The sequence below is a fragment of the Halomonas aestuarii genome (assembly GCF_001886615.1).
In the GTDB taxonomy this organism is placed as follows: domain Bacteria; phylum Pseudomonadota; class Gammaproteobacteria; order Pseudomonadales; family Halomonadaceae; genus Halomonas; species Halomonas aestuarii.
Map to the genome: position 1 here is coordinate 2,377,247 of NZ_CP018139.1, position 26,057 is coordinate 2,403,303.

Genomic DNA, 26,057 nt, shown 5'->3' on the forward strand with positions numbered 1-26,057 from the left:
AAATCACTTGCCATCACGGGGGCAGATCAGTAATATCTGCACCCGTTCGGAAGGGTCGTTAGCTCAGTTGGTAGAGCAGTTGGCTTTTAACCAATTGGTCGTAGGTTCGAATCCTACACGACCCACCATCCGGACCTGTATGCTTGCACGCAAGCACCGGGTCGTTAGCTCAGTTGGTAGAGCAGTTGGCTTTTAACCAATTGGTCGTAGGTTCGAATCCTACACGACCCACCAGATCGATAACAAAGCGCCCTCGCTTCCTGGAAGCGAGGGCGCTTTGTCATTATGGGGTCATGTCTCTGTCGAGCTTAGTCGAGCTTACGGCGTTCGGCTCGCCTGACTCAACGCAGGCCGAGGACGGATAGAACCACCAGCACGATGACGACGGCGCCGACGATCCAGACGATGTTGTTCATGAGATACTCCTCTGCGGCGCATGATCCCGTGTGAGGATCCTGTGCCATGGTTGTGGTGATGGCGTCGCGGTCCCTGCGACGCGTTGGTGCAACTCCCTGTACAGGCTGTTCCCTTGCCTCACCCATGCCGAGAGTAAGCGAACGGTACCCTACCGTCTGTGCGGTGGCGTACATGGGGCTCACGAAAAGTTGAATACGCCCTGCGACGGCGGAAGAAGACGCTGAAGGCCTGAGTCGATCCGTCTTCGTTGAAGGGGCCGGCCATCCATCTCGGCCGTGAAGCTCCGATGCCCATTTCGGCCATTTCGCTTGGTGTGGTACATGGCCGTGTCGGCGTTCTGCATCAGGGCATCGGCATCATCGGCATCATCCGGGTAGAGGCTGATGCCGATGCTCAGCGTGACGAGGAGTTCATGGCCCTGGACATGGAACGGCCTGCTCAGGGCCGCCAGCAGTTTTTCCGCGACCGTGGTGGCATCCTCGGGTTGCCGGATCTCGGCGAGCAGGATCACGAATTCGTCGCCGCCCTGCCGGCAGACGGTGTCGATGTCGCGCATGCACTCCTGGAGACGACCCGCCACCGCCTGGAGCAGGCGGTCGCCCACGTCATGACCCAGGGCGTCATTGATGGGCTTGAAGGCATCCAGGTCGAGATAGAGCAGGGCGACCAGGTGTCGGTGTCGCCGGGCCAGGCTGATGGCCCGGGAGAGCCGTTCCGTCAGCAGGGCGCGATTGGGCAGGCCGGTGAGGGCATCATGCTGCGCCAGATAGGCCATCCGCTCGAGCATGACCTGGGACCGGGTGGCATCGTGGAACACGATCACGGCGCCGGTGACGCGACCTTCCCGGTCATGGATGGGCGCCGCCGAATCCTCGATCTCGAGCTTGCTGCCATCCTGGCGGACCAGCACGCAATCCAGGGCGAAGCCTGCCGTCCTGTTCTCCTCGATGGCACGCCGCCCGGGGGGGATGGTCGTCTGCTGTGTCTTGCCGTCGACGAGATGGAACACGCGGGAGAGTGGCTTGCCGATCGCTTCCGGTTGCGACCAGCCTGTCAGGGTCTCCGCCACGCGATTCATGTGGGTGACCCTCCCCAGAAGGTCGATGGTCAGGACGCCATCATCAATGGCGTCGAGCACCACCCGCGCCCATGCCCTCTCGGCCTCCAGGATGGCGGCGACGTCCCGTCTCGGGACGGTCGCTTTTCGCTCGGAGGTGACGTCCACCGTCGGGTGGAGCCCTTGCCGCACCGGGTGCCCGGCGGGTAAGGAGGCGGCAGGGAGCGGCGTCCAGACGATGCCCTGAGGCACCGAGTTGTCGTCTCTCATGCATTCGCTCCTGGTGGGTGCATCAGCCATGGGCCGCACGCCCGACGGTGAGTCGAGAGCGGCGGGGCACGGTGGGGCGCCCGAGACCGTGAGGCCAGCGACGTGATCATCCGAAAGGTGGGCACTTGCATGAGTCGGTTTCCTGTTCCGCCTGCCTGCGAGCCCCGGGTGGCCAGGCGTCGCCTGCCCCCTGTCCCTGTCCTGGCGCGCCTGGCCGATAGTCATCAAGCCTAGTGGCGTGACGGGGTCGCTTCCGTGCGTTAGCGTACACAGCATGGGCATCGCGCCCTGCGCCTGTGTCGGCGGGGCATGCAGCGAGTCAGCGTTTCTCGGTGTATTTCCAGGGGTGATCGCCTGCCTGGTGCTGTCGGGCAGCCTGTTGCCTGTTTCTTGACGTGATCCGGGGTGAGTCCGGCAAGGTGTTTCCGCGGCTGCCCCGTATCGTCAACCACCATCGGCCAAGTCCTCTCTGCCGACCCTGCGGTCGGGGGTGGCCTGACCGACTCGGGAGTGTCAGTCATGGCCCTGCAACATGATCCTCGCCAGAATCACCTGCTGGCGGCCCTGCCGCGGGACGAATACGAGCGCCTGGCGCCCCACCTCGAGCGGGTCGAGCTGACGCTGGGGGAGTCGCTGGTCGAGTCGGGCATGGTGATGCGCCATGTCTATTTTCCGACGGATTCCATCGTATCGCTGCTATGCGTCATGGAAGCGGGTGATTCGACGGAAATTGCCGTCGTCGGTGCCGAGGGGATCGTCGGCATCTCGCTGTTCATGGGCGGCGAAACCACGCCGAGCCGCGCCGTCGTGCAGAGTGCCGGCAGTGCCTATCGCCTCAAGGGGCAGCTGCTGAAGGACGAGTTCGATCGCGCGTCAACGCTCCAGTTCCTGTTGTTGCGCTACACCCAGGCCCTGATCACCCAGATGGCGCAGACGGCGGTATGCAACCGTCATCACAGCCTGGATCAGCAGCTGTGTCGCTGGCTGTTGCTGAGCCTGGATCGCTTGCCGACCAACGAACTGGTCATGACCCAGGAACTGATCGCCAACATGCTCGGCGTGCGCCGAGAGGGCGTCACCGAGTCGGCCGGCAAGCTGCAGAAAGCCGGACTGATTTCCTACCATCGCGGGCGTATCTGCGTCCTGGACAGGCCTGGCCTGGAAGCGCGGGTCGGTGAGTGCTATGCGGTCGTCAAGAAGGAGTACGATCGCCTGCTGAGCTATCAGCGTCCCGGGTGAAGGTGCCCTGTCCCTCGCGGAGCGGCATGGTGGTGAGCAGGGCCTTTCCCGCGTATGTCTCCTGGCGCACCGACGGCATGATGGTGGATATGCCAGTGTTCGCTCGGCGGCTTGTCGGAGGATGTCTGATCCCTCCCTGGCGGCCGTCGACGTCGGAGCTGAGTGATTCATTGCCATGTGCCGATTGCCGGTTTTCCACCAGGAGCACGCACATGCGACCTTCATCTCCCCGTCCGGCCACCAATCACCTTCTCGACAGCTTGCCATGCCGGGAGAGAGACCTCTTGGTCGCCTCCAGCGAGACCGTCGAGCTGGTGTTCGGCGACGTGCTCGTCGCGCCCGATGCGCCCATCTCGCATGTCTATTTTCCCCTGACCGGCTTCATTTCCCTGATCGCGAGCCTGGACGACGGCCAGCGGATGGAAGTGGCGATGGCCGGGAGCGAGGGCATGTTCGGCGTTTCGCTGATTCTGGGAGTCGAAGCGTCTCCCCTGCTCGCCCTGGTGCAGGGGAGCGGTTCGGCCCTGCGCATCCCGGGTGCCTCCTTCCTGGGCCTGCTGGAGCAAAGTCCCTTCCTGCAGCTGCTGTTGAAACGCTACCTTCATGTGCTGATGACCCAGCTTGCCCGTTCGGCGGCCTGCACCCACTTTCACCAGGTCGAGGCACGACTGGCGCGCTGGCTGCTGATGACTCAGGACCGAACGTACTCCGAACGGCTGCATCTCACCCACGAGTTTCTCGCCATGATGCTGGGGGTGAGGCGCGCCGGCATCACCCTGGCCGCCATGGCGCTTCAGGCGCGCGGGTTGATTCACTATCACCGTGGGGATATCACGGTGGTGAATCGGGCGGGTCTGATAGCGGCTTCTTGTGGGTGCTATGTCGCGGACCGTGAGCTCTATGCACGGTTGCTTGAAGGGCCGGCATGATCGGAGCGGCCGGCCATGAATCTCAGGCTGGATGGTCGGCTCGGAACGCACTGATGTCTTCGCCCATCGCGCCACCCAGCTATTCGGTCACATCATTCAGGCTTGCTGGTTTCGTGGCCAATGACGCCGCCGACGGCTGCACCGCCGATGGTGCCCATCGTGCTGCCACCGGTCAGCACGGAGCCACCGATGGCGCCCGCACCCGCGCCAAGGGCGGTGTTCCTGTCCTGTTCCGACATGCCGGAACAGCCCGAGAGAGTGAGCAGCAATGCCATCATCACGATAGCAAGCTTGGATTGGTGCAGTGTGTTCATGGGAATAACCCCCTGTCGCAAGCGCGACACGTTGAGGGACGAAGCACAAGTGACGGCTTCACCCTTTCAGTCTAGTTGATGTCCCCCTTGGGCCGGGTGAGACGCACGCCGACGTATCGGGGCCGGGGCGAATCGTGGGGGGCTGGATGGGGGCGTGATGAGCTCGAGTTGCGGTGCGGGCTTGACGACATCGTGAAGCATCGGTGAGCCCATCTTGGCGGCACTTGGAGCCAGCGGTCGGTGCGCTGGCACACCAACGCCGTCGATAAATTTCGCCCCCCCATGCCACACTTTCTGCCCGGAATCGAACAATGGCCGGGCATTCTGGTCTAGAATGGCGTTGGGTCGGCCATCGCGACAGACGCAGCGGTTGACCCTCTGGCGTGTTGCCCCGTGCGGAGTGCACGAGCGGCGGCACCTGGTGCAATGCAGGGGGAGCCCCTGCCGGTCACAGTGGTAGACACGATGACGATCATGACTTCCCGTGCCGAGCTGCGCGAGCAGCTGGCACGCACCTACTGCCCCACCCGCATCCTCGCCGAGGACGAGGCGCGCATCGAGGAGATCAAGGCGCTTCTCGAGGCCAACAACGCCGTGCTGGTGGCGCACTACTACACCGACGATGCCATCCAGCGGCTCGCCGAGGAGACCGGCGGCTGCGTGGCCGATTCCCTGGAGATGGCGCGCTTCGGCGCCCGGCACGAGGCGGACACCCTGGTGGTGGCCGGCGTGCGCTTCATGGGCGAGACGGCCAAGATCCTCTCCCCGGAGAAGCGGGTGCTGATGCCCACCCTGGAGGCGACCTGCTCGCTGGACCTGGGCTGCCCGGCCGACGAGTTCAGCGCCTTCTGCGACGCCCATCCCGACCGCACCGTGGTGGTCTATGCCAACACTTCCGCGGCGGTGAAGGCGCGTGCTGACTGGGTGGTGACCTCCTCCATTGCCGTGGACGTGATCGAGCACCTCCAGGCGCGCGGCGAGAAGATCCTCTGGGCCCCGGACAAGCACCTCGGGGGCTACATCCAGAAGCAGACCGGTGCCGACATGCTGCTCTGGGACGGCGCCTGCATCGTCCACGAGGAGTTCAAGGCCCAGGGCGTCGAGGACCTCAAGGGACTCTATCCTGATGCGGCGGTGCTGGTGCACCCGGAGTCGCCGGCCGCGGTGGTGGAGCTGGCCGACGTGGCGGGCTCCACCTCCCAGCTGATCACGGCGGCCAGGGAGCTGCCCCACGACAAGCTGATCGTGGCCACCGACCGCGGCATCTTCTTCAAGATGCAGCAGGCGGTCCCCGAGAAGATCCTCTTCGAGGCGCCCACCGCCGGCAATGGCGCCACCTGCAAGAGCTGCGCCCACTGTCCCTGGATGGCGATGAACGCCCTGGACAACCTGGCCGGCGCGCTGCGCCAGGGAACGGGCGAGATCTTCGTCGATGCCGACCTGCGCCTGGCCGCCCTGAAGCCCCTGGAGCGGATGCTCAACTTCAAGAAGTAAGCGCCGAGCCACAAGCGCCGAGCTACAGGAAACCCCGAAGGCTGAGACCTCCGGGGTTTTCCTTTGCTGCGGACTTGCCGCTTGCCGCTTGCCGCTTGCCGCTGCTACTGAAACTCCTCCAGCGCTTCCCGGTAGCCGAGGAAGGCCTCCCGGCGCCGCTCGATCTCGATGGCCGCGGCGCGGTCGTCCTGCTGCCGGGCGACCTCCTTGGCGACCTCGAGCTGGCGGATGGCGCGGTCGATGCGGCCGGTGAGCTGCAGCTGTTCGGCGCGGGCCAGGTGGCCCCAGGCCTCCCGGCCACTGCGTCCGGCGGCCTCGGCGAGCAGGGTGAACACCTGCGGATCCTCGGGGCGGCGCTCGGCCAGGTCGCGGAGCACGCGATACGCCTCGTCGGGGTCGCGCTGTAGCAGCGCCTCCCCGAACAGCCGGCTGGCCGGCACGTAGTCCGGCATCAGCCGCAGCTGGCGGCGGCTGCGCGCGATGGCGTTGTCAAGGCGCCCGGCCTCGAAGGCGACCTGGGTCGCCGTGGCCGGCACCATCGCCAGGTCGGGCAGCATCCGGGACAGGGCGTCTAGCTCGCGCAGGGCCCGGTCGGTGCGACCCGCGTCGGCGTCGATCAGGGCCGCCAGGTAGCGCCGGGCCGGTGCTGGCGCCTCGTCCTGGGCCAGGCGGGTGCTGGCCTGCCGAGGGTCGCGGGAGTGGATCGCCTGCAGGGCACGGGCCCGGACCAGCTGGTACTCGAGGTCCCCGTCGCGCGGGGTGGCCACGGCGATCTGGCTGGCGCGGGCCTCGGTATCGCTGATGCGCGACTCGGTCATCGGGTGGGTCAGCAGGAATTCCGGCGGGGTTCCCCCCTGCAGGCTCATCATGCGCTGCATGGCGCGGAACATCTCCACCATGGCGTCGGGTTCGTAGCCGGCGTCGGCCATCGCCTGCAGGCCGACGCGGTCGGCCTCCTGCTCGAAGCGCCGGGAGTAGCGCAGCTGGTCCTGGAAGAAGGCCGCCTGGGAGCCCATGGCGGCGGCGATGCCGGCATCGCCGCCGCCGCCGGCGGCGATCAGCATGCCGGCCAGCATGGCGGCCATCGCCGGGATCTGGGTCTGTTCGGTGCGGGCCTGGCCGCGGGCATAGTGGCGCTGGGAGAGGTGGCCGAGCTCATGGGCGATCACCGAGGCCAGCTCGGCCTCCTGCTCGGCGAAGGCGAAGAGCCCGGCATTGACCCCGATCACCCCGCCGGGCACCGCGAAGGCATTGAGCAGGCGGCTCTCCACCAGGGTCACGATGGGATGGGCATTACCCAGGCCGCTGTGGGGCAGCAGGCGGGCCACCAGCGACTCCACGTAGTCCTGGGCGATGGCATCCTGCCACTCGGGGGCGCGGGCGCGGAACTGGCGCAGCCAGGCGCGTCCCAGGCGGGCCTCCTCGCCGCTGATGGCCTGGCTGTCGCTCTGGGTCAGGCTCGGCAGGCCATAGTCCCCGCCGCTGGTCGGCGTCCCGCTGCTGCGGGTCAGGCCCGGTGCCTCGTAGCGCCCGGTGGACTGGGCCTGCACCGGGAGGGCAAGGGCCACGCAGAGGGCACAGGCGATGAGGGGGGTTCCGGTTAGACGCAGCATGGCCATCCTCGTCAAGGGCGAAAGCAGGGGCGTGCGTCCTGCTCTGACATTGATTCGGCCCGCAAAGTGCCTTTAAATCGCAAGGGCTTGCGTGTGGACCCGCTGGCCTGCACGACACACTGCATTCTCCCGGGAGACAACATGGCGCTGCAACCCGACGACCAGCTCGATGCCCGCGGTCTTCCCTGCCCACTGCCGCTGCTCAAGGCCAAGCAGGCCCTGGCGCGTCTCGCGCCCGGCCAGCTGCTGGAGGTCAGGGCCACCGACGCGGGCTCCTGGCGCGACTTCGAGACCTTCATCGCCCAGAGCGACCATGAGATGCCGGCCCGCGAGGAGCGGGGCGAGGTCTACCACTACTGGATTCGCAAGGGCGGGGAGCAGGCTTCATGACCCTGAGGGCGGTGTTTCGCAGCTGGATGGACCACTACCTCTCCGACGAGGAGGCGGTCATCCTGCTGATCGTGCTGGTGCTCGGCTTCGCCGTGGTGATCTGGCTCGGCAAGATGCTGGCGCCCTTCCTGACCGCCCTGGTGATCGCCTTCCTGCTGCAGGGGGCGGTGAGCGCGCTGACCCGGCGACGCGTGCCGCACTTCCTGGCGGTGATGCTGGTCTTCCTGGCCTTCATCGGGGTGCTGTTCGCGATGGCGCTCATCCTGATGCCGCTGATCTGGAACCAGCTGATCAACCTGGTCCAGGAGACGCCGCGCATGTTCGCCAGCGTCCAGCAGCTGCTCGACGACCTCCAGGTGCGCTACCCGCAGCTGGCGACCCCGGACCAGATCCAGGCCTGGATCGGCATGGCCGGCCGCGAGGTGACCCAGCTCGGCCAGCGGGCCCTGACCCTTTCGCTGGCCTCCCTGGGCAACCTGGTGGGGCTGATCGTCTACCTGGTGCTGGTGCCGATCCTGGTCTTCTTCATGCTCAAGGATCGCGACCGGCTGGTGGGGTTCGTCGTCTCGCTGCTGCCGCGGCATCGCGGGCTGATGACGCGGGTCTGGCAGGAGATGGACGACCAGATCGCCAACTACGTGCGCGGCAAGTTCACCGAGATCATCATCGTCGGCGGCGTGGCCTTCTTCACCTTCGCCTTCTTCGGACTGCCCTATTCGGCCCTGCTGGCGGTCATGGTGGGCCTCTCGGTGCTGGTGCCCTTCATCGGCGCCGCGGTGGCGACCCTGCCGGTGGCGGCCGTGGCCGGCTTCCACTTCGGCCTGGGCGACCAGTTCCTCTACGTGATCATCGCCTACGGCGTGATCCAGGCGCTGGACGGCAACGTGCTGGTGCCGGTGCTGTTCTCCGAGGCGGTGAACCTGCACCCGGTGTCGATCATCCTGGCGGTGCTGTTCTTCGGCGGGGTGTGGGGCTTCTGGGGCATCTTCTTCGCCATTCCCCTGGCGACCCTGCTCAAGGCGCTGGTCTATGCCTGGCCCAGGGGCCTCAAGCAGCGCCGCCAGGAAGTCTCCCAGGAAGAGCGGGCCGCCGGGTCCTGACCGCCTCCGCCCCGCGGCCCAGGCGCGATCACGGCCCGGCGTGCAGCGCCTGGGCCGCCTCCAGCACCTCCTGGGCATGGTCCTTGACCTTGACGCCCCGCCACTCGTGGGCAAGCCGGCCGTCCGCATCGATCAGGAAGGTGCTGCGCTCGATGCCCAGGTGCTCCTTGCCGTAGAGCTTCTTGAGCTTGATGACGTCGAACAGCCGGCACACCGCCTCATCCTTGTCGGAGATCAGCGCGAAGTTGAACCCCTGCTTGGCCTTGAAGTTCTCCTGGGCCCGGATGCCGTCCCGGGAGACGCCCAGGATCACGGTGTTCGCAGCCTCGAAGGCCGCCTTGCGATCGCGGAAGTCGCCGCCCTCGGTGGTGCAGCCCGGCGTGCTGGCCTTGGGGTAGAAGTAGATCACCACCTGCTGCCCCTTCAGGTCGGAGAGCTGCACGGTGGTATCGCCGGTGGCGGTGGCGGTGAAGTCGGGGACGGGCTCGCCGAGGCTGACGCTCATGGACGGACTCCTTTGTGGCATTGGGGGAGGGGAAAGCCCTGATTACACGCAAGCCGCGGCCAACTGTAAAGTCGCGGCTGTACAGGCTCCCGAGGCCTGAGTACCATTTGGCCCTTGGCACCGGGGCAGGTCCCGGCGCGTTGCCCGGGTCCGAGAGGCCGCGAATGTAGGCGAATCGAGAGGAAACGAAAGGATGATCACTGGCAGTATCGTCGCGCTGGCGACGCCGATGAAGGTCAACGGCGACATCGACTGGGAGGCCCTGCGTCGCCTGGTGCACTTTCATCTCGACAACGGCACCGATGCGATCGTGGCGGCCGGCACCACCGGCGAGCCGACGACCATGTCCTTCGCCGAGCACTTCGACGTCATCCGCACCGTGGTGGAGGAGGTCGATGGACGCATTCCGGTCATCGCCGGCACCGGCTCCAACAACACCACCGAGGCGGTGGAACTGGCCCGCTACGCCAGCGAGGTCGGCGCCGACTGCTGCCTGACCGTGGCGCCCTACTACAACAAGCCCACCCAGGAAGGCCTCTACCGGCACTTCAAGGCCATCGCCGAGAGCAGCGACCTGCCGGTGATCCTCTACAACGTGCCGGGGCGCACCTGCTCCGACATCTACAACGAGACCGTGCTGCGCCTGGCCGACGTCGACAAGATCATCGGCCTCAAGGATGCCACCGGCAACCTGGAGCGCGCCGAGGACCTGATCGCGCGGCTCAAGGGCAGCGACTTCATGCTCTACTCCGGGGATGACGCCACCGCCTGCGACTTCATGCTGATGGGCGGTCATGGCGACATCTCGGTGACCGCCAACGTGGCCCCCCGGGCCATGCATGAGCTCTGCAGCGCCGCCGTGGCCGGCGACGCCGACAGGGCCCACCAGATCAACACCCGCCTGATGCCGCTGCACACCAACCTCGGGATCGAGTCCAACCCGATCCCGGTCAAGTGGGCGCTGTACCGCATGGGCCACCTCGAGGCGGGCATTCGGCTGCCGCTGACCTGGCTGTCCGAGAAGTACCATTCCACCGTCAGCGAGGCCCTGCAGCTGGCGGGCCTGATCGACGACTGAGCGGTGCCCGGGCACCGCACTCCGCACAACACTAGGCAAGGTGGACGCATGAACTCTGCGCTGAAAGGCATGCCGCTGGTGGCGGTGATCGCCCTGGCCATGGCCGGCTGTGCCCGTGATGGCTTCTATCATGACCGCAACCTCGACTACGCCGAGGCCGAGGAGAGTGCCCCCCTGGTGCTGCCGGACGCCCGCAATGCCAATCGCTACCGGGATGCCATGCCGGTGCCCGAGGTGAGCGGCACCCGTCCCGCCGAGGACGGGGTGGTGGAGGCGCCGCTGCCCCAGGCCCTGTCGCCCGGACGGGCCAGGGAGCCCGGCTATGTCGAGCGCCGCGAGATCGGCAGCGACGCCTGGCTGGTGGTGGGCGCCGACCCCGCGGCGATATGGCCGGAGCTCGAGCGTTTCGTGCAGCGTCGCGGACTGGACGTCACCGCCCGTGACCCGGGCCGCGGCCTGCTGGAGACCGAGGAGGCCAGGTTCCGCGTCCGGCAGGGGCTGCGCAGCGGCGACAGCGAGATTCTCTGCGAGCGCGGCGGCGCCACCGACACGGGCTGCCTGACCGCGCTGGAGCGACACTTCCAGGCGCTCAGCGCGTCCTCCAGCGTCGCCTCCCTGACCGCCCAGCGTCCCGAGAGACTGGATCGCGCCCGGTTCGAGCAGCGCGGTGACGACTGGCGGGTGATCCTGCCCTTCGGCGTGGATCGGGTCTGGGCCGAGCTCAGCCACCAGCTGGAGATCGACTTCGCCATCGAGGGCCGCCGCGAGCTGCTCGACCGTGACCCGAGCGGGCATGCCTTCCTGGTGGACTACCTGACCCTGAGCGAGCGCGAGCAGGGCCTGCTCAGTTCGCTGGCCTCCCTGGACCTCGGCGACGAGCCGCGCAGGGTCCGCCTGGCGCTCGAGGCCCTCGGTCCCGAGGAGACCGTGCTGAGGGCGACGGGGGTCGGCGAGGCCGGCGAGCTTTCCGACCAGGACCAGCGCGAGCTGCTCGAGCGGGTGGCGGGCCTGCTGCGCTGATGAGGGGCCCGGCGTCGGGCGCCCCCGGGCGCCTCACCTTCGCCTCCCTGGGCAGCGGCAGCAAGGGCAACGCCACCCTGGTCAGCGATGGCGAGACGCACCTGCTCGTCGACTGCGGCTTCGGCCTGCGCGAGACCGAGCGTCGCCTGGCTCGCCTGGGACTGCACCCTCGCCAGCTCGATGCCCTGCTGGTGACCCACGAGCACGGCGACCACGTGCGTGGCGTGGGCCCCCTGGCCCGACGCCACGGGGTGCCGGTCTACCTGACCCCCGGCACCTGGCTGTCGGGAAGGCTCGGCGAGCTGCCGCTGCGCCACTGGATCACCCCCCAGGCGAGGTTCGCCGTCAAGGGACTGGTCATCGACCCGGTGACGGTGCCCCATGACGCGCGCGAACCGGTGCAGTTCTGCATCGCCGGGGGCAGGCAGCGCCTCGGCCTGCTGACCGACCTCGGGCATCCCAGCGCCCACGTGGTCGAGGCCTTCGCCGGCTGCGACGGCCTGGTGCTGGAATGCAACCACGACCCGCGCATGCTCGCCGAGGGTCCCTATCCCGCGAGCCTCAAGCGTCGGGTGGGCGGCGACTGGGGCCACCTGGCCAATGGCCAGGCGGCCTGGCTGCTGCAGCGACTGGGGCTCGACCGCCTGCAGCGCATCGTCTGCTCGCATCTCTCCGAACACAACAACCGCCCCGAGCTGGCCCTGGAGGCCCTGGTGCCACTGCTCGACGGCGATGACTCCCGGCTGAGGGTCGCCGCCCAGGACGATGGCCTGGCGTGGCAGACCCTCGGCTGAACGACCATCCTTACCCGTATCCTCGCCTCTGGAGGCTCCCATGGAAAAGCGCCAAGAACTCTTCGCCGGCAAGGCCAAGTCGGTCTACGCCACCGATGACCCGGATCGCCTGATCCTGCACTTCCGCAACGACACCAGTGCCTTCGACGGTCGGCGGGTGGAGTCGCTTGAGCGCAAGGGCCGGGTCAACAACCGCTTCAATGCCTTCATCATGGGCAAGCTCCAGGAGGCCGGGATCCCCACCCACTTCGAGAGCCTGCTCTCCGATACCGAGTGCGTGGTCAAGAACCTCGAGATGATCCCGGTGGAGTGCGTGGTGCGTAACATCGCCGCCGGCAGCCTGGTGAAGACCCTCGGCGTCGAGGAGGGCCAGGAGCTGACCCCGCCGACCTTCCAGCTGTTCCTCAAGAACGACGCCCTCCACGACCCGATGATCAACGAGTCGCTGGCCGAGACCTTCGGCTGGGCGACCCCCGACCAGCTGGCCGAGATGAAGGCGCTGACCTTCCGGGTCAACGAGGTGCTCAAGGCGCTCTTTGCCGAGGGCGGCATGCTGCTGGTGGACTACAAGCTCGAGTTCGGCCTCTTCCACGGCCAGATCGTGCTGGGGGACGAGTTCTCCCCCGACGGCTGTCGCCTGTGGGATGCCGAGACCCGCGAGAAGCTCGACAAGGACCGCTTCCGCCAGGGGCTGGGGAACGTGATCGAGTCCTACGAGGAGGTCGGTCGCCGCATCGGCGTCGACTTCGGCTGACATCGGGTGTCGCGCTGGGTGTCGCGTCGAGCGCCGCCATGACGAAGGGCCCTGCGGGGCCCTTCGTCGTGAGCGGGGCTCAAGCCGGCACGATCTCGACGACCTCGAGGCGGGTCGGGCCGTCAGGGACCTCCAGAGCCTGGAAGCGCACGTCCACGTCGCGCAGGCGCACCCCGTAGATGCGCGCCTCGGCGCCGCGACGGTAGGCCGGTCGCGGGTCCTGGGCGAGGACCTGGCGGATCAGCTCGCGCAGCTTGTCGCCATCGGGGCGCCGGGCCAGCACGGCCTCGGCCTCGGGCGAGAGGCCGACCGCCAGGGTGGGCGGGGTCCCGGGGGCGAAGCCGGCGCGGGCCTCGGGACGTGACTCCGCCCAGGGCAGGTAGGGCTTGATGTCGAGCACCGGCGTGCCGCTGACCAGGTCCACCCCGCCGAGGGTCAGGCGCACCCCCCGCGAGGTGTCGATGTCGATCAGCTCCACCAGCGAGAGGCCCAGGCGGTTGGGGCGGTGGGTGCTGCGGCTGGCGAAGACCCCCACCCGGGTATTGCCGCCCAGGCGCGGCGGGCGCACCAGCGGCGTCCAGCGCTCGGGGCTCTGGTGGAAGACGAAGGTCAGCCAGAGGTGGCTGAAGGCCGAAAGGCCGCGCACCGTCAGGGGATCATCGTAGGGCGGGACCAGCACGAGGGTCGCCCGGGCCGCCGTCGCCAGGCCCGGCTGACGCGGGATGCCGAACTTGTCGGGGAAGTCGCTCTCGATGATCCCGACCGGGGTCAGGCTGACGGGAGCGGGCAGGGCGGGGCGGTCGTTCATGGCGGATCCTGACACTTTCCTTTCTCGGGGATTGGCCCCGCGGCGTGGCTTGGGTAGTCTGCTGGCCTGGCCATCATCGCAGGAAGCTCACGCATGCGTCATGCCGATCACCACCATCCCGATGCCGAGCCGCGCTCCGAGGCTGTTCCTGGAGCGCGTCGCGGCCCGCGAATCGTCTATCGGGCGGCGCTGGCCCGTGACGCCGCCGATCAGGCCGAGGTCTTCCACCATGCCGTGATGCAGGGGGCCGCGGGACACTATACCCTCGCCGAGCGCGAGGCCTGGACGATGGCCCTGCCCCGGGATGCCAGCGCCTGGTCGGCACGTCAGGCGCTCTTCACCACCCTGGTGGCCGACTGCGAGGGCCGTTGCGTGGGCTTTCTCGAGCTGGATCTGTCCGGGGGGCGGATCGAGACCCTCTACGTCTGGCCGTCGTTGGGGCGGCGGGGCATCGGGTCCACCCTGCTCATGCATGCCGAGCGCCTGCTGCTGGAACAGGGCGTGACCCGGGCCAGGATCGAGGCCAGCGCCATGCTGGCCGACGGCCTGGTGCGTCGCGGCTGGTCCCGGCTGGGCGACGAATGGGTCGAGCGTGGGGGCGAGCGGCTCTATCGCCAGCGGCTCGAGAAGCGCCTCGTCGGGGTCGAGACCTGAGGTCTCGCTCAGGTCGGCTGCTCGATCATGCGCATCGACAGGTCGATGGCCTTGAGGTCCTTGGTCAGCGCCCCGCTGGAGATGCAGTCGACGCCGGTCTCGGCGATCGCGCGCAGGGTGTGCTCGTCGACGTTGCCCGAGGCCTCCAGGGTGGCGCGCCCCTGGTTGCGTCTCACCGCCTCGCGCATGTCGTCGAGGCTGAAGTTGTCGAGCATGATCACGTCGGCGCCGGCGGCCAGCGCCAGGTCGAGCTCCTCGAAGGTCTCCACCTCGACCTCCACCGGCAGATCCCGGGCGATATCGCGCGCCTCTCTCACCGCGGCCTCGATGCCCCCGCAGGCGGCGATATGGTTCTCCTTGATCAGGAAGGCGTCGTAGAGGCCGATGCGGTGATTGTGGCCGCCACCGCAGGTCACCGCGTACTTCTGCGCCAGGCGCAGGCCCGGCAGGGTCTTGCGGGTGTCGAGCAGGCGTACCCCGGTGCCCTCGAGCAGGTCGGCGTAGTGGCGGGTGCGCGTCGCCGTGGCCGACAGGGTCTGCAGCAGGTTGAGCGCGGCGCGCTCGCCGGTGAGCAGGCTGCGGGCGGGACCCTCCAGCTCGAGGAAGGCCTGCCCGGCCTCGAGGCGATCGCCGTCGGCGGCCTGCCAGTGAAGACTGACCCTGGTATCGAGACGCCGGAACAACTCGTCGACCCAGGCCACGCCGCACAGCACCGCGGGCTCGCGGGTGATCACCCGGGCCCGGGCCATCTGCTTCTCGGGAATCAGCTCGGCGGTGATGTCGCCGGGGCCGACGTCCTCGGCCAGCAGCCGGGCGGCACTGTCACGGATCTCTTCGGCTAGGGCGTCCTGATAATGCATGCTAGGTCCATCTCTGTGCGGGGAAACGTCAGGCGGCCATTATAGGGAAACCCATGCATCCACGTCAGGGAAAAACCATGCGCATCGACGACGGCTGGCTCGAGGGCGCCCGACGCCTCCCCTCGCCCAACCAGGACAGACGCCCCGAGGGGGAGGTCTCGCTGCTGGTACTGCATTCCATCAGCCTGCCTCCGGGCGTGTTCGGCGGCGAGCATATCGAGCGGCTCTTCACCAATCGGCTCGATCCCGCGGCGCACCCCTTCTTCGCGGCCATCGCCGGCCTGCGCGTCTCGGCCCACCTGCTGATTCGTCGTGACGGCGAGTGCGTGCAGTTCGTGCCCTTCGAGGCGCGCGCCTGGCATGCCGGACGCTCGCGCTGGCGCGACGGGCCCAACGAGCGCCAGGCGCTGAACGACTTCGCCCTGGGCATCGAGCTGGAGGGGGACGAGGTGACGCCCTATACCGGCGCCCAGTACCGGGCCCTGGCCCTGGCCACGGCGGCGCTGCTGGCCTGCTATCCTGCGCTGAACGACCGTCGCATCACCAGCCATGCCCGGGTGGCCCCGCTGCGCAAGACCGACCCCGGTCCGGTCTTCGACTGGGCCTATTTTCGCCAGGAACTGGGAAAGCTACGTTCCTAGCTACCGCCAAGACAACCGACGAGTTCATGACCCAGTGGCACGCTTGCTTCATACGGTAGTTCAGCTACAACTTCTTGAGAGTGGGCGGTTTCGGCGAGGGTGTCGTGCGTAATTGTCTGTGTTGCGGTGCAATATAGCTTATGTGAAAAACATTTCCATTTTATCTTGAATTGGCAGGGCCCGGCGTTTACGGTATCTTCGCGCCATCAGCGGCGGCTTGTTGCACTGCCTTGTAAAACAACTACAGGCCTGACGCGTCAGGGCACCTCGCCCGACCATGCGTGCCATTTCGCCCCTCTGCGGGGCTGTAGTCCCCATCGTCATTCGGAGAGACGTCTATGAGTCTGGAATCAAGAGAAGATCTCGATCCGGTCGAAACCACGGAATGGCTGGATTCCCTGGAGTCGGTCCTGGATCGCGAGGGCGAGGATCGTGCCCGGTACCTGATGACTCGCCTGGCCGACCGGGTGAGGCGAGACGGCATGCAGGTGCCCTTCTCGGTGACCACCCCGCATCGCAACACCATTCCGGTGCACCGCGAGGCGCCGATGCCGGGCGACCTGTTCATGGAGCGTCGTATCCGCTCGCTGGTTCGCTACAACGCCATCGCCCAGGTGATCCGCAACAACCGGGCCAACCCCGGCCTGGGCGGGCACATCGCCAGCTTCATGTCGGCGGCGACTCTCTACGACGTGGGCTTCAACCACTTCTTCCGCGCCCCCAACGGCGACTTCGAGGGTGACCTGGTCTACATCCAGGGCCACGTGGCGCCGGGGGTCTATGCCCGCGCCTACCTGCTCGGACGCCTCTCCGAGGACCAGATGGACAGGTTCCGCCAGGAGGTGGACGGTGACGGCCTGTCGTCCTATCCGCACCCCTGGCTGATGCCGGACTTCTGGCAGTTCCCCACGGTCTCCATGGGCCTCGGGCCCATCCAGGCCATCTATCAGGCCCACGTGATGAAGTATCTCGACGCGCGCGGGCTCAAGGACATGCACGATCGCAAGATCTGGTGCTTCATGGGCGACGGCGAGTGCGACGAGCCGGAATCCCTCGGCGCCATCCACCTGGCCAGCCGCGAGAAGCTCGACAACCTGATCTTCGTCGTCAACTGCAACCTGCAGCGACTCGACGGCCCGGTGCGCGGCAACTCGCGCATCATGGACGAGCTCGAGGGCGTCTTCCGCGGTGCCGGCTGGAACGTGCTCAAGGTGGTCTGGGGCCGCCTGTGGGACCCGCTCTTCGAGAAGGACAAGAAGGGCATCCTGCAGAAGCGCATGGACGAGGCGGTCGACGGCGACTACCAGAACTACAAGGCCAACGGCGGCGCGTACACCAAGGAGCACTTCTTCGGGAAGTACCCGGAGACCGCCGAGATGGTCAAGGACATGTCCGACGAGGACATCTGGAAGCTCAACCGTGGCGGCCACGACCCGTTCAAGGTCTATGCGGCCTACCACCAGGCGACCCAGAACGCCAACGGCCGTCCGACCGTGATCCTGGCGCACACCGTCAAGGGCTACGGCATGGGGGGCGGTGACGGCGAGGCCGCCAACGAGGCCCACCAGGTCAAGACCATGGAGTACGAGGCGCTGCGCCGCTTCCGCGACCGCTTCGGCATCCCGCTCTCCGACGAGCAGCTCAAGGAGGTGCCGTACTACAAGCCCGAGGACGACTCCCCGGAGCTGAAGTACATGCACCTGCAGCGCGAGCGCCTCGGCGGCTACCTGCCGAGCCGTCGCAGCGACTTCGAGGCGCTGCCGATCCCGGCGCTGGACGACAAGACCTTCGCCTCCCAGACCGGCGGCTCCAAGGGGCGCGAGGTCTCCACCACCATGGCCTTCGTGCGCATCCTCAACGGCTTGGTCAAGGACAAGCAGCTCGGCGAGCGCGTGGTGCCGATCATCCCCGACGAGGCCCGCACCTTCGGCATGGAGGGCATGTTCCGCCAGCTCGGCATCTACACCTCGGAAGGGCAGAAGTACGAGCCGGTCGACAAGGGCCAGATCATGTTCTACCGGGAGGATCAGAAGGGTCAGATCCTCGAGGAGGGCATCACCGAGGCGGGCGCCATGTCCGCGTGGATCGCCGCCGCGACCTCCTACTCGAACAATGGCATCACGCTGCTGCCGTTCTACGTCTACTACTCGATGTTCGGCTTCCAGCGCATCGGCGACCTGGCCTGGGCCGCCGGCGACATGCAGGCGCGAGGCTTCCTGATCGGCGGCACCGCCGGGCGTACCACCCTCAACGGCGAGGGCCTGCAGCACCAGGACGGCCACAGCCACCTGCAGGCGTCGATGATCCCCAACTGCCGCAGCTACGACCCGACCTACGCCCATGAGGTGGCGGTGATCGTCCAGGACGGCCTGAAGCGCATGTTCGCCGACAAGGAGAACTGCTTCTATTACCTGACGGTGATGAACGAGAACTACGAGCACCCCGCCCTGGAGGAGGTGCCCGCGGACGACATCATCAAGGGCATGTACCTGCTGCGCGAGACCCAGGGCAAGAAGGGCCGCGTGCAGCTGCTGGGCTGCGGCACCATCCTGCGCGAGGTCGAGGCGGCCGCCGAGATGCTCGCCGAGGAGTGGGGCGTGGGCGCCGACATCTGGAGCGTCACCAGCTTCAACGAGCTGCGTCGCGAGGCGCTGGAGATCGACCGCCAGGCCTTCATCAACCCCGAGGCCGAGGCGGGCAAGCCCCACGTGACCGCCTGCCTGGAGGGTCGCGAGGGTCCGGCCATCGCCGCTACCGACTACATGAAGCTGTTCGCCGACCAGGTCCGCGCCTGGGTGCCGACCCACTATCATGTGCTGGGGACCGATGGCTACGGCCGCTCCGACACCCGCGAGAAGCTGCGTCACTTCTTCGAGGTCGACCGTCGCTTCGTCACCGTGGCCGCGCTCAAGGCGCTGGCCGACCGCGGCGAGCTGGATCGCAAGGTGGTCGGCGAGGCGCTCAAGAAGTACGGCATCGACCCGACCAAGCCCAACCCGCTTGAGGTGTGAGGCGCCGCCCGACCGATCCGGTGGCATGGCGGGCCCGCGGGCCCGCCCCCGTCAAGAGTTTGAAGGAGCGCGACCTTGAGTAGCGAAATCATCAAAGTTCCGGACATCGGTGGTGATACCGATGTCGAGATCATCGAGATCGCGGTGGCGGTGGGCGACGTCATCGCGCCCGAGGACACCCTGATCACCCTGGAGTCCGACAAGGCCAGCATGGACGTCCCGGCGCCGAAGGGCGGCAAGGTACTGAAGGTGCTGGTCAAGGAGGGCGATACCGTCTCCGAGGGCGACGGCATCGTCGAGATCGAGGCCGAGGGCGGCGGTGACGCCGGGGACGAGGCGCCGGCGAAGCAGGAGACGACCGCGCCCGCCCCTGAGTCCGCCGCAGAGAAGCCGGCCGCCGAGAAGCCCGCGGCCAAGAGTGGCGGCGGCAAGCAGACCGTCGAGATCAAGGTGCCGGACCTCGGTGGCTCCTCCGACGTGGAGATCATCGAGGTGGCGGTGGCCGCCGGTGACGAGGTCGCGGCGGAGGACACCCTGATCACCCTGGAGTCCGACAAGGCCTCCATGGATGTGCCGAGCCCCCACGCCGGCAAGCTGGTCACGCTCACCGTCAAGGAGGGCGATACCGTCTCCGAGGGCGACGTCATCGGCACCATGGAAGTCGAGGGCGAGGGGGGCGGCGAGGCCGCACCCGCCGCCGAGTCGGCACCCGAGCCCGCCGAGAGCGCCCCGGAGGCCGATGCCCCGGCCGAGGAAGAGAGCGGCGGTGGCGAGCCGGAGCGCAAGGAAGTGCGCGTCCCGGACCTCTCCGGCTCCTCCGACGTGCCGATCATCGAGATCGCCGCCAGCCCCGGCGACGAGGTCGACGAGGAGGATCCGCTGATCACCCTGGAGTCCGACAAGGCCTCCATGGACGTGCCCAGTCCCTTCAAGGGCAAGCTCATCGAGCTCACCGTCAAGGAGGGGGATACCGTCTCCGAGGGCGACCTGATCGGCTACATCGAGGTGGCGGGCAGCAAGCCCGCCGCCAAGCCGGCGTCGAAGCCGTCCGAGCAGAAGGCCGAGAAGCCGCCGGCGCAGAAGGCCGAGGCGCCTGCCGCCGCGACTCCTTCCGGCTCGCCGAGCCCCGAGGCCCAGATGGCCGCCCACAAGCCGCGCGACGCCAAGCTGGTGCATGCCGGCCCGGCGGTGCGCATGCTGGCCCGCGAGCTGGGCGTCGACCTGGGGCTGGTCAAGCCCAGCGGCCCCAAGGATCGCGTGCTCAAGGAGGACGTCCACGCCTACGTCAAGCAGGTCATGTCCGGCCAGGCGAAGACGCCTGCCGCGGCGGCACCGGCCGCCACCGGCAGCGGCATTCCGCCGATCCCGGACCAGGACTTCAGCCAGTTCGGCGAGGTGGAAGAGAAGCCGATGGGTCGCCTGATGAAGATGGGCGCCACCAACCTGCATCGCAGCTGGGTCAACCTGCCCCACGTCACGCAGTTCGACGAGGCGGACATCACCGAGCTGGAGGCCTTCCGCAAGTCGATGAAGGCTGAGGCCGAGGCCCAGGGCGCCAAGCTCACGCCGCTGCCCTTCCTGATCAAGGCCTGTGCCTTCGCGCTGCGCAAGTACCCGCAGTTCAACGTCAGCCTGAAGAGCGACGGCGAGACGGTGGTGCACAAGAAGTACGTGCACATCGGCATCGCCGTGGACACCCCGGATGGCCTGATGGTGCCGGTGATCCGCAACGCCGACCAGAAGTCGCTGATCGAGCTGGCCAAGGAGTCGGTGGAACTGGCCGGCAAGGCGCAGTCGAAGAAGCTCAAGCGCGAGGAGATGACCGGTGGCTGCTTCACCATCTCCAGCCTGGGCTCCATCGGCGGCACCGCCTTCACGCCGATCGTCAACGCCCCGGAGGTGGCCATCCTCGGCATCTCCAAGGCGCAGATGAAGCCGGTGTGGGACGGCGCGGCGTTCCAGCCGCGGCTGACGATGCCGCTGTGCCTCTCCTACGACCACCGGGCGGTCAACGGCGCCGATGCCGCGCGCTTCACTGCCTTCCTGGGCCAGGTGCTGACGGACATCCGTCGCCTGCTGCTGTAGGCGCGCCCCGCCCGCAACAACGGCGCCGCAAGGCGCCGTTGTCGTTTCCGGGGTTGCTCGCTCCCGCGGGGCAGACCAAAGTGCTATTTGGCTCCCAGGAGCCTGATGTGGGGCACTTTTTTCCCCGATTGGCGGCGTGATCCGAGGCCCTTCGCTTGTCTGGGCCCGGCCGCGCGGTTATGGTTCGCTTCTTCCATTTCTTCGTCGACCAGAACCACACTTCAAGGAGCAGTCAGATGCGTTTGATCCTTTTGGGCGCCCCGGGTGCCGGCAAGGGCACCCAGGCCCAGTTCATCTGCGAGCGGTTCAACATTCCGCAGATCTCCACCGGTGACATGCTGCGCGCCGCGGTGAAGGAAGGCAGCGAGCTGGGGCTCAAGGTCAAGGAGATCATGAACAGCGGCGGCCTGGTGTCCGACGACATCATCATCGCCCTGGTCAAGGAGCGCATCAGCCAGCCCGACTGCGCCAACGGTTTCCTCTTCGACGGCTTCCCGCGCACCATCCCCCAGGCCCAGGCCATGCGCGACGCCGAGGTGAAGATCGACCACGTGCTGGAGATCGCCGTCGATGACGAGGAGATCGTCAAGCGCCTGGCCGGACGCCGCGTCCACCCGGGGTCGGGTCGCGTCTACCACCTCGAGTACCAGCCGCCGAAGGAGGAGGGCAAGGATGACGTCACCGGCGAGGCCCTGATCCAGCGCGACGACGACCGCGAGTCCACGGTGCGCAATCGCCTGTCGGTCTATCACGAGCAGACCGCGCCGCTGGTCGACTACTACCGGCAGTGGGCCAAGGAAGCCCCCGAGGCGGCCCCGGCCTACCATCGCGTCGAGGGGGTCGGCAGCATCGACGACATCACCGCCCAGGTGATCGAGGCCCTGGAGGGCTGAGCTCCCGCCTTGCCCCGCACGTCCCCGAAGGCCCGCCAGCGCGGGCCTTCGTCGTTGGCGGCGGCAGGCGTATAATGTTCCGACATTTCCCGCCACGACGTGATGTCCCATGCCGATCCTGCTGGCCCTGGATGCTTCCTCGAGCGCCTGTTCCGCCGCCCTGCTGCGCCGCCGCGACGGCCACGATGACGAACTGATCTCCCGCTTCGCCCTGACGCCTCGCGAGCACACCCGGCGCCTGCTGCCGATGGTCGACGAGGTGCTGGCCGAGGCCGGGCTTCCGGCCACGGCGCTCGACGCCGTGGCCTATGGCCGGGGGCCCGGCTCCTTCACCGGGCTGCGCATCGCCGCCGGGGTCGCCCAGGGGCTTGCCTTCGGCCTCGACCGTCCGCTGCTCGGGGTCTCGACCCTGGAGGCCCTGGCCCTGGGGGGGCATCGTCGCCATCACTATCGCCAGCTGATCACGGCCCTGGATGCCCGCATGGGCGAGATCTACGTGGCCGCCTGGCAGTGTCGGGACGGTCGCGTCCTGCCCCTGACGGACGAGGCGGTCATGCCGCCGTCGCGACTGCGCCTGCCCGAACTCTCGGACAGTGCCCAGGACGATCACGACTGGGTCGGCGTCGGGTCGGGGTGGACCCTCTGGGACGAGATGCCCACCGAGGTCCAGGCGGGGGTCGGCCTCTGCCTGTCCGAGGTCGAGGCCGAGGCGGCCGACATGGCGCTGCTGGCCATGGAGGCGTGGGCCAGGGGCGAGGCCCGCCCGCCCCACGAGGTGCAGCCGGTCTACCTGCGCAACCAGGTCGCCTGGCAGAAGGGACGATGAGCCGGGTCGCCGTCCGCGATGCCTCGCTCTACCCGCTCGCCCGGCGCCTGGGCCTGCCCATGCTCGGCGAGGGCGAGGCCGAGCTGACCCTCGCCCGGCAGGAGGACCGCCTGGTGCTGGTGGGCGATCCAGGGCGCTACGGCGACCCCCTGGCCGTGGAGTTCGTCACCGGCCGCGCCGCCCACCGTCGTCGGTTCGGCGGCGGACGTGGCCAGCTGGTCGCCCGCGCCTGCGGGCTCGCCAAGGGCGTCACGCCCTCGGTGGTGGACGCCACCGCCGGGCTCGGGCGCGACGCCTTCGTGCTCGCGAGCCTGGGGGCCGAGGTGCTGATGGTGGAGCGGGTCGCGGCGATCGTCGCGCTCCTCGAGGACGGCCTGGCGCGGGCCCTGGCCGATCCCGAGACCCGGGAGGTCGCGGCGCGCATGGGGCTCGTGCAGGGGGATGCCGGCCGCGAGCTGGCGGCCCTGGTGGCGAGCCGGGCGGTGGCCCCCGAGGTGATCCACCTCGACCCCATGTTTCCCCACCGCGACAAGTCCGCGCTGGTCAAGAAGGAGATGCGGCTCTTCCGCACGCTGGCCGGCGACGACCCCGACGCCCCGCGACTGCTGGAGGCGGCGCTCGACGTGGCGACTCACCGGGTGGTGGTCAAGCGCCCCCGCAAGGCGCCGCCCCTGGAGGGCCCGGCGCCGCGCCACGTCATCGAGGACAAGACCAGCCGCTATGACCTCTATGTTCATCGCCGCCTGGGCGCCTGAGGTCACCCCTCGCCGGGGCGGCTGACCAGCTGCAGCCGGTGACGCAGTGCCGAGTCGAACAGCGCCCGGCTGCGCCTGGCCGCCTCGCGCAGCTCCTCCCCGAACGTCAGGCGATCCCCCTCCGTCCCGATCCATCCCTCGGCCGCCAGGCTCTCCACCAGCCCGCTGAAGAGCCGGGTATCGAAGAACTCCGGGGCGTCGAGTCCCGAGAGCAGGGCCAGCCGCTCGGCGAGCTCACGGCTGCGTGCGGTCAGTTCGTCGGCCGTGAAGTGCCCCGCCGGTTCGCTCAACAGCGTCGACAGCAGCAGGTAGCCGCGCTCCAGGGACGGCTGCATCAGGGCGCCGAGCATGTCCAGCTGCTCACCGGCCTCCAGGGAGGCCCGTGGCCGCCGCCAGCCGTCACCCCCTCGCTCCAGCAGCCCCTGCTCGACCAGCACCTCGAGCATCGCGGCCAGATCGGCCCGCGGCGGGGGCGTGGGGTCGATCGCCAGTTCCCTGGCCAGTATCGGCCAGCCGGGGCCGATCAGGGCCTCGAGGTCGTCCAGCCGGTGACGGGCCTGGTGACGGAAGGTGAAGGCCGCGAGGCCGGCGAGGGCGAAGAGGTGCAGCACGTTGTTGCGGTACCAGCCCAGCAGGCCGGCCTGGTGGGCGTCGGCGACGATGATGTCGCCCAGCGGATGGGGGTGGCGCCCGATCATGCCCAGCGTGGCCACCTGCTCGATCCATGCCTCGGGGGTGCCCTGCGGCAGGCTCTCGTCGCGGCCGCCTGGCCGTCGCTGCTGCAGGGCCACCAGCAGCGCCAGCTGGCGCCGGAGCAGGCCGACCTCGATGGCATGGTGGGGCGTGGCCAGCAAGACCAGGGCCACCAGGTTCACGGGGTTGAGCGCGGCGACGGCGTTGATGCGCCGCGAGAGGGTTTCGCCCAGGCGGGGCACGACACGGGGCAGCCAGGACGGTCGGGACGTGTCGAGCGACCGTCGCCAGTCGGGGGCCGCCTCGTCGAGAAAGTCGGACAGCGACAGCGGCTCGCCGATGTTCACGGCCACCCGCCCATGGGGCTGGCGGAGCCGTCGCGTCACGCCGAGCAGGGCCAGCGGCGATTCCTTGCGCTTGCTGGCGCCGTGGAGCTCGCGCTGGTAGCTGGCACTCTCCAGGATGCGCTCGTAGCCGAGGTAGACGGGTACGAAGACCACGTCGCGGCCGCCTTCCCGTCGACTGCGCAGGAAGGAGCGTAGGGTCATGGACAGCATGCCGGGCCGGGCCTGCAGCAGCCGGCCGCTGCGCGAGCGCCCCCCTTCCATGAAGTATTCCAGCGGATGGCCCCGTGACAGCAGGCGGTGCAGGTACTCGTTGAACACCGCCGCATAGAGGCGGTTGTCGCGGAAGCTGCGGCGCATGAAGAAGGCGCCGCCGCGGCGCAGCAGGGGGCCGATCAGTGGCATGTCGAGGTTGCGTCCGGCGGCGATATGCGGCGGCATCAGCCCCTCCCGGTAGAGCACGTAGGAGAGCAGCAGGTAGTCGATGTGGCTGCGGTGGCAGGGCACGTAGACCAGGGCGTGCTCGCCGGCCACGGCCTTGACCCGCTCGAGACCGCGCACGTCGACCCCGTCGTAGAGGCGGTTCCAGAGGCGCCGCAGGAGGCCTGCCAGGAAGCGCATCACCGGATAGGTCATGTCGGAGGCGATCTCGCGGCCGTAGCGCCGTGCGCGGCGGGCCAGTCGAGCGGGCGGCACGCCTTCGGCCTCGGCGACCTCGGCGATGGCCTGCTGCACCCCGTCGCTCGTGACCACCCCGTCGATCAGGGTCCGACGGTGGGAGAGGTCCGGCCCGAGGACCCGGGTACGCCGCCGTCGGAAATGCACCCTCAGAAGCCTTGCCACCTTGCGGTTGGTGAGGGAGGGCGGCCGTTCGTCGAGCAGGTCGGAGAGCCTGAGCCGGGGACCGAAGTGGACCTCCACGTCCCGGCCGTTGACCAGCACCGACAGCAGGCGGCGCAGTCGTCCGGTGAATCGCCAGCTGTCGGCGGCGAGCATCTGCCAGAGGCCGAAGCGCTTGCCCGGGGCGCGTCCCCAGAAGACGCTCGCCGGCACCAGCTGCACGTCCCGGGCCGGGTCGCGGCGGCACTGCTCGATCAGCGTCAGGAAGGGCGCCGATGGTCGGCCTCCCCGGCGCCATAGGCGACGGCCCGGGGCGGGCAGCGCCAGGCAAGCGGGCAGGGTGAGCTCGCCCACGCGGCGCCTGCCGCCGGCCGGCGGCAGGCCATGGGCGCGGGTCAGGGCGTCCAGCAGCAGGGTGTCGGACAGCGCCGGGTGCGGCAGCACGTAGAGGACGGGAAGCGTCGGCTCGAGGGCGAGCGCCTCGGGCGCGGGCTCGATCAGCCGCACCTGGGTCCAGCGGACCATCAGTCGCGTGAGCGGTGCGCGCAGCGCGCCGGACAGCATGCGTGCAAGGCCCATCCTGTCCCCTTGGCCGGGAGTGAGCCGTTAGTATAGCGATCCTCGACCGGGCGGTCAGGAGCGGGCTTTTCCCCAGCCCGTAAACATGCGTCAA

24 protein-coding genes and 2 tRNA genes are annotated in these 26,057 nt (G+C 68.4%); 18 read left to right on the top strand and 8 right to left on the bottom strand.

Annotated features, from left to right (window positions below; translation table 11 throughout):
- The first annotated feature begins 52 nt into the window (after positions 1–52).
- A tRNA-Lys gene (locus tag BOX17_RS11030) sits at positions 53–128 on the top strand.
- A 30-nt stretch (positions 129–158) separates the two neighbouring features.
- Positions 159–234, top strand: a tRNA-Lys gene (locus BOX17_RS11035).
- A 107-nt stretch (positions 235–341) separates the two neighbouring features.
- Here the strand turns inward: BOX17_RS11035 and BOX17_RS11040 are convergent.
- Positions 342–590, bottom strand: a complete 249-nt coding sequence (locus BOX17_RS11040; RefSeq protein ID WP_071944520.1) for a hypothetical protein — start codon at positions 588–590, stop codon at positions 342–344.
- Positions 591–595: 5 nt separating this feature from the next.
- Positions 596–1,744, bottom strand: coding sequence for a diguanylate cyclase domain-containing protein (locus BOX17_RS11045; RefSeq protein WP_071944522.1), 1,149 nt, complete (start codon positions 1,742–1,744; stop codon positions 596–598).
- Positions 1,745–2,263: 519 nt separating this feature from the next.
- Here BOX17_RS11045 and BOX17_RS11050 point away from each other — a divergent pair.
- Together BOX17_RS11050 and BOX17_RS11055 are read left to right on the top strand one after the other, a co-directional pair.
- Positions 2,264–2,983, top strand: a complete 720-nt coding sequence (locus BOX17_RS11050) for a Crp/Fnr family transcriptional regulator (protein ID WP_071944524.1) — start codon at positions 2,264–2,266, stop codon at positions 2,981–2,983.
- Between the two features lie 284 nt (positions 2,984–3,267).
- Positions 3,268–3,912 (top strand): Crp/Fnr family transcriptional regulator, encoded by a 645-nt coding sequence (locus tag BOX17_RS11055; RefSeq protein WP_244272134.1) that lies wholly within the window; start codon positions 3,268–3,270, stop codon positions 3,910–3,912.
- Between the two features lie 92 nt (positions 3,913–4,004).
- Here BOX17_RS11055 and BOX17_RS11060 read toward each other — a convergent pair whose 3' ends face one another.
- Complete coding sequence (locus BOX17_RS11060) at positions 4,005–4,226, bottom strand: glycine zipper 2TM domain-containing protein (RefSeq protein WP_071944528.1); 222 nt, start codon at positions 4,224–4,226, stop codon at positions 4,005–4,007.
- A 465-nt stretch (positions 4,227–4,691) separates the two neighbouring features.
- On the opposite strand from BOX17_RS11060, the gene nadA reads away from it, so the two are divergent.
- Positions 4,692–5,720, top strand: a complete 1,029-nt coding sequence (gene nadA / locus BOX17_RS11065; protein ID WP_071946832.1) for a quinolinate synthase NadA — start codon at positions 4,692–4,694, stop codon at positions 5,718–5,720.
- Positions 5,721–5,824: 104 nt separating this feature from the next.
- On the opposite strand, the gene BOX17_RS11070 is transcribed toward nadA, so the two are convergent.
- Positions 5,825–7,339 (bottom strand): M48 family metalloprotease, encoded by a 1,515-nt coding sequence (locus tag BOX17_RS11070; protein ID WP_071944530.1) that lies wholly within the window; start codon positions 7,337–7,339, stop codon positions 5,825–5,827.
- Between the two features lie 135 nt (positions 7,340–7,474).
- Here BOX17_RS11070 and BOX17_RS11075 point away from each other — a divergent pair, with 135 nt between their 5' ends.
- Together BOX17_RS11075 and BOX17_RS11080 are read left to right on the top strand one after the other, a co-directional pair.
- A complete protein-coding gene (locus tag BOX17_RS11075) occupies positions 7,475–7,723 on the top strand; it encodes a sulfurtransferase TusA family protein (protein WP_071944532.1) in 249 nt (82 codons plus the stop codon).
- Positions 7,720–8,823, top strand: a complete 1,104-nt coding sequence (locus BOX17_RS11080; protein WP_071944534.1) for an AI-2E family transporter — start codon at positions 7,720–7,722, stop codon at positions 8,821–8,823. The genes BOX17_RS11075 and BOX17_RS11080 overlap by 4 nt, the downstream gene beginning before the upstream one ends.
- A gap of 28 nt (positions 8,824–8,851) precedes the next feature.
- Here the strand turns inward: BOX17_RS11080 and BOX17_RS11085 are convergent, their stop codons facing one another.
- A complete protein-coding gene (locus BOX17_RS11085) occupies positions 8,852–9,328 on the bottom strand; it encodes a peroxiredoxin (protein WP_071944536.1) in 477 nt (158 codons plus the stop codon).
- Positions 9,329–9,521: 193 nt separating this feature from the next.
- On the opposite strand from BOX17_RS11085, the gene dapA reads away from it, so the two are divergent.
- Genes dapA through purC form a run of 4 tightly spaced genes read left to right on the top strand, consistent with a single transcriptional unit; the run spans position 9,522 to position 12,974 of the window.
- Positions 9,522–10,406: a 4-hydroxy-tetrahydrodipicolinate synthase gene (gene dapA / locus BOX17_RS11090; RefSeq protein WP_071944538.1), complete on the top strand. Its 885-nt coding sequence runs from the start codon at positions 9,522–9,524 to the stop codon at positions 10,404–10,406.
- 48 nt (positions 10,407–10,454) lie between these two features.
- Positions 10,455–11,426, top strand: coding sequence for a lipoprotein, NlpB (locus BOX17_RS11095; protein WP_071944540.1), 972 nt, complete (start codon positions 10,455–10,457; stop codon positions 11,424–11,426).
- A complete protein-coding gene (locus BOX17_RS11100) occupies positions 11,426–12,220 on the top strand; it encodes an MBL fold metallo-hydrolase (RefSeq protein WP_071944542.1) in 795 nt (264 codons plus the stop codon). Before BOX17_RS11095 ends, BOX17_RS11100 begins: the two co-directional genes overlap by 1 nt.
- A 40-nt stretch (positions 12,221–12,260) precedes the next feature.
- A complete protein-coding gene (gene purC, locus BOX17_RS11105) occupies positions 12,261–12,974 on the top strand; it encodes a phosphoribosylaminoimidazolesuccinocarboxamide synthase (RefSeq protein ID WP_071944544.1) in 714 nt (237 codons plus the stop codon).
- Positions 12,975–13,053: 79 nt separating this feature from the next.
- On the opposite strand, the gene tsaA is transcribed toward purC, so the two are convergent.
- On the bottom strand, positions 13,054–13,782 hold the full coding sequence (tsaA, locus tag BOX17_RS11110; protein ID WP_071944546.1) for a tRNA (N6-threonylcarbamoyladenosine(37)-N6)-methyltransferase TrmO: 729 nt from the start codon (positions 13,780–13,782) through the stop codon (positions 13,054–13,056).
- Between the two features lie 93 nt (positions 13,783–13,875).
- Between tsaA and BOX17_RS11115 the strand changes: the two genes are divergently transcribed.
- Positions 13,876–14,436, top strand: coding sequence for a GNAT family N-acetyltransferase (locus BOX17_RS11115; RefSeq protein WP_083582143.1), 561 nt, complete (start codon positions 13,876–13,878; stop codon positions 14,434–14,436).
- A gap of 8 nt (positions 14,437–14,444) precedes the next feature.
- Here BOX17_RS11115 and nadC read toward each other — a convergent pair whose 3' ends face one another.
- Positions 14,445–15,296 carry a carboxylating nicotinate-nucleotide diphosphorylase gene (nadC, locus tag BOX17_RS11120; protein WP_071944548.1) on the bottom strand — a complete coding sequence of 284 codons (852 nt, stop codon included), beginning with the start codon at positions 15,294–15,296 and terminating at the stop codon, positions 14,445–14,447.
- Positions 15,297–15,373: 77 nt separating this feature from the next.
- Here nadC and ampD point away from each other — a divergent pair, with 77 nt between their 5' ends.
- The 6 genes from ampD to BOX17_RS11150 all read left to right on the top strand — a co-directional run bounded on the left by ampD (position 15,374) and on the right by BOX17_RS11150 (position 23,507).
- A complete protein-coding gene (gene ampD, locus BOX17_RS11125) occupies positions 15,374–15,937 on the top strand; it encodes a 1,6-anhydro-N-acetylmuramyl-L-alanine amidase AmpD (RefSeq protein WP_071944550.1) in 564 nt (187 codons plus the stop codon).
- A gap of 338 nt (positions 15,938–16,275) precedes the next feature.
- Positions 16,276–18,948, top strand: coding sequence for a pyruvate dehydrogenase (acetyl-transferring), homodimeric type (gene aceE, locus BOX17_RS11130; protein ID WP_071944552.1), 2,673 nt, complete (start codon positions 16,276–16,278; stop codon positions 18,946–18,948).
- 75 nt (positions 18,949–19,023) lie between these two features.
- Positions 19,024–21,033 carry a dihydrolipoyllysine-residue acetyltransferase gene (gene aceF / locus BOX17_RS11135; protein ID WP_071944554.1) on the top strand — a complete coding sequence of 670 codons (2,010 nt, stop codon included), beginning with the start codon at positions 19,024–19,026 and terminating at the stop codon, positions 21,031–21,033.
- Positions 21,034–21,269: 236 nt separating this feature from the next.
- Positions 21,270–21,926 (top strand): adenylate kinase, encoded by a 657-nt coding sequence (gene adk / locus BOX17_RS11140; protein ID WP_071944556.1) that lies wholly within the window; start codon positions 21,270–21,272, stop codon positions 21,924–21,926.
- Between the two features lie 109 nt (positions 21,927–22,035).
- A complete protein-coding gene (tsaB, locus tag BOX17_RS11145; RefSeq protein ID WP_071944558.1) occupies positions 22,036–22,752 on the top strand; it encodes a tRNA (adenosine(37)-N6)-threonylcarbamoyltransferase complex dimerization subunit type 1 TsaB in 717 nt (238 codons plus the stop codon).
- 59 nt (positions 22,753–22,811) lie between these two features.
- A complete protein-coding gene (locus tag BOX17_RS11150) occupies positions 22,812–23,507 on the top strand; it encodes a class I SAM-dependent methyltransferase (RefSeq protein ID WP_244272316.1) in 696 nt (231 codons plus the stop codon).
- 2 nt (positions 23,508–23,509) lie between these two features.
- Here the strand turns inward: BOX17_RS11150 and plsB are convergent, their stop codons facing one another.
- Positions 23,510–25,963 carry a glycerol-3-phosphate 1-O-acyltransferase PlsB gene (gene plsB, locus BOX17_RS11155; protein ID WP_071944562.1) on the bottom strand — a complete coding sequence of 818 codons (2,454 nt, stop codon included), beginning with the start codon at positions 25,961–25,963 and terminating at the stop codon, positions 23,510–23,512.
- Between the last annotated feature and the right edge of the window lie 94 nt (positions 25,964–26,057).

Coding starts and splice junctions, on each gene's coding strand:
- BOX17_RS11040 (WP_071944520.1), bottom strand. CDS start 590: ATGTACGCCACCGCACAGACGGTAGGGTACCGTTCGCTTACTCTCGGC.
- BOX17_RS11045 (WP_071944522.1), bottom strand. CDS start 1,744: ATGAGAGACGACAACTCGGTGCCTCAGGGCATCGTCTGGACGCCGCTC.
- BOX17_RS11050 (WP_071944524.1), top strand. CDS start 2,264: ATGGCCCTGCAACATGATCCTCGCCAGAATCACCTGCTGGCGGCCCTG.
- BOX17_RS11060 (WP_071944528.1), bottom strand. CDS start 4,226: ATGAACACACTGCACCAATCCAAGCTTGCTATCGTGATGATGGCATTG.
- nadA (WP_071946832.1), top strand. CDS start 4,692: ATGACGATCATGACTTCCCGTGCCGAGCTGCGCGAGCAGCTGGCACGC.
- BOX17_RS11070 (WP_071944530.1), bottom strand. CDS start 7,339: ATGGCCATGCTGCGTCTAACCGGAACCCCCCTCATCGCCTGTGCCCTC.
- BOX17_RS11075 (WP_071944532.1), top strand. CDS start 7,475: ATGGCGCTGCAACCCGACGACCAGCTCGATGCCCGCGGTCTTCCCTGC.
- BOX17_RS11080 (WP_071944534.1), top strand. CDS start 7,720: ATGACCCTGAGGGCGGTGTTTCGCAGCTGGATGGACCACTACCTCTCC.
- BOX17_RS11085 (WP_071944536.1), bottom strand. CDS start 9,328: ATGAGCGTCAGCCTCGGCGAGCCCGTCCCCGACTTCACCGCCACCGCC.
- dapA (WP_071944538.1), top strand. CDS start 9,522: ATGATCACTGGCAGTATCGTCGCGCTGGCGACGCCGATGAAGGTCAAC.
- BOX17_RS11095 (WP_071944540.1), top strand. CDS start 10,455: ATGAACTCTGCGCTGAAAGGCATGCCGCTGGTGGCGGTGATCGCCCTG.
- BOX17_RS11100 (WP_071944542.1), top strand. CDS start 11,426: ATGAGGGGCCCGGCGTCGGGCGCCCCCGGGCGCCTCACCTTCGCCTCC.
- purC (WP_071944544.1), top strand. CDS start 12,261: ATGGAAAAGCGCCAAGAACTCTTCGCCGGCAAGGCCAAGTCGGTCTAC.
- tsaA (WP_071944546.1), bottom strand. CDS start 13,782: ATGAACGACCGCCCCGCCCTGCCCGCTCCCGTCAGCCTGACCCCGGTC.
- BOX17_RS11115 (WP_083582143.1), top strand. CDS start 13,876: ATGCGTCATGCCGATCACCACCATCCCGATGCCGAGCCGCGCTCCGAG.
- nadC (WP_071944548.1), bottom strand. CDS start 15,296: ATGCATTATCAGGACGCCCTAGCCGAAGAGATCCGTGACAGTGCCGCC.
- ampD (WP_071944550.1), top strand. CDS start 15,374: ATGCGCATCGACGACGGCTGGCTCGAGGGCGCCCGACGCCTCCCCTCG.
- aceE (WP_071944552.1), top strand. CDS start 16,276: ATGAGTCTGGAATCAAGAGAAGATCTCGATCCGGTCGAAACCACGGAA.
- adk (WP_071944556.1), top strand. CDS start 21,270: ATGCGTTTGATCCTTTTGGGCGCCCCGGGTGCCGGCAAGGGCACCCAG.
- tsaB (WP_071944558.1), top strand. CDS start 22,036: ATGCCGATCCTGCTGGCCCTGGATGCTTCCTCGAGCGCCTGTTCCGCC.
- BOX17_RS11150 (WP_244272316.1), top strand. CDS start 22,812: ATGCTCGGCGAGGGCGAGGCCGAGCTGACCCTCGCCCGGCAGGAGGAC.
- plsB (WP_071944562.1), bottom strand. CDS start 25,963: ATGGGCCTTGCACGCATGCTGTCCGGCGCGCTGCGCGCACCGCTCACG.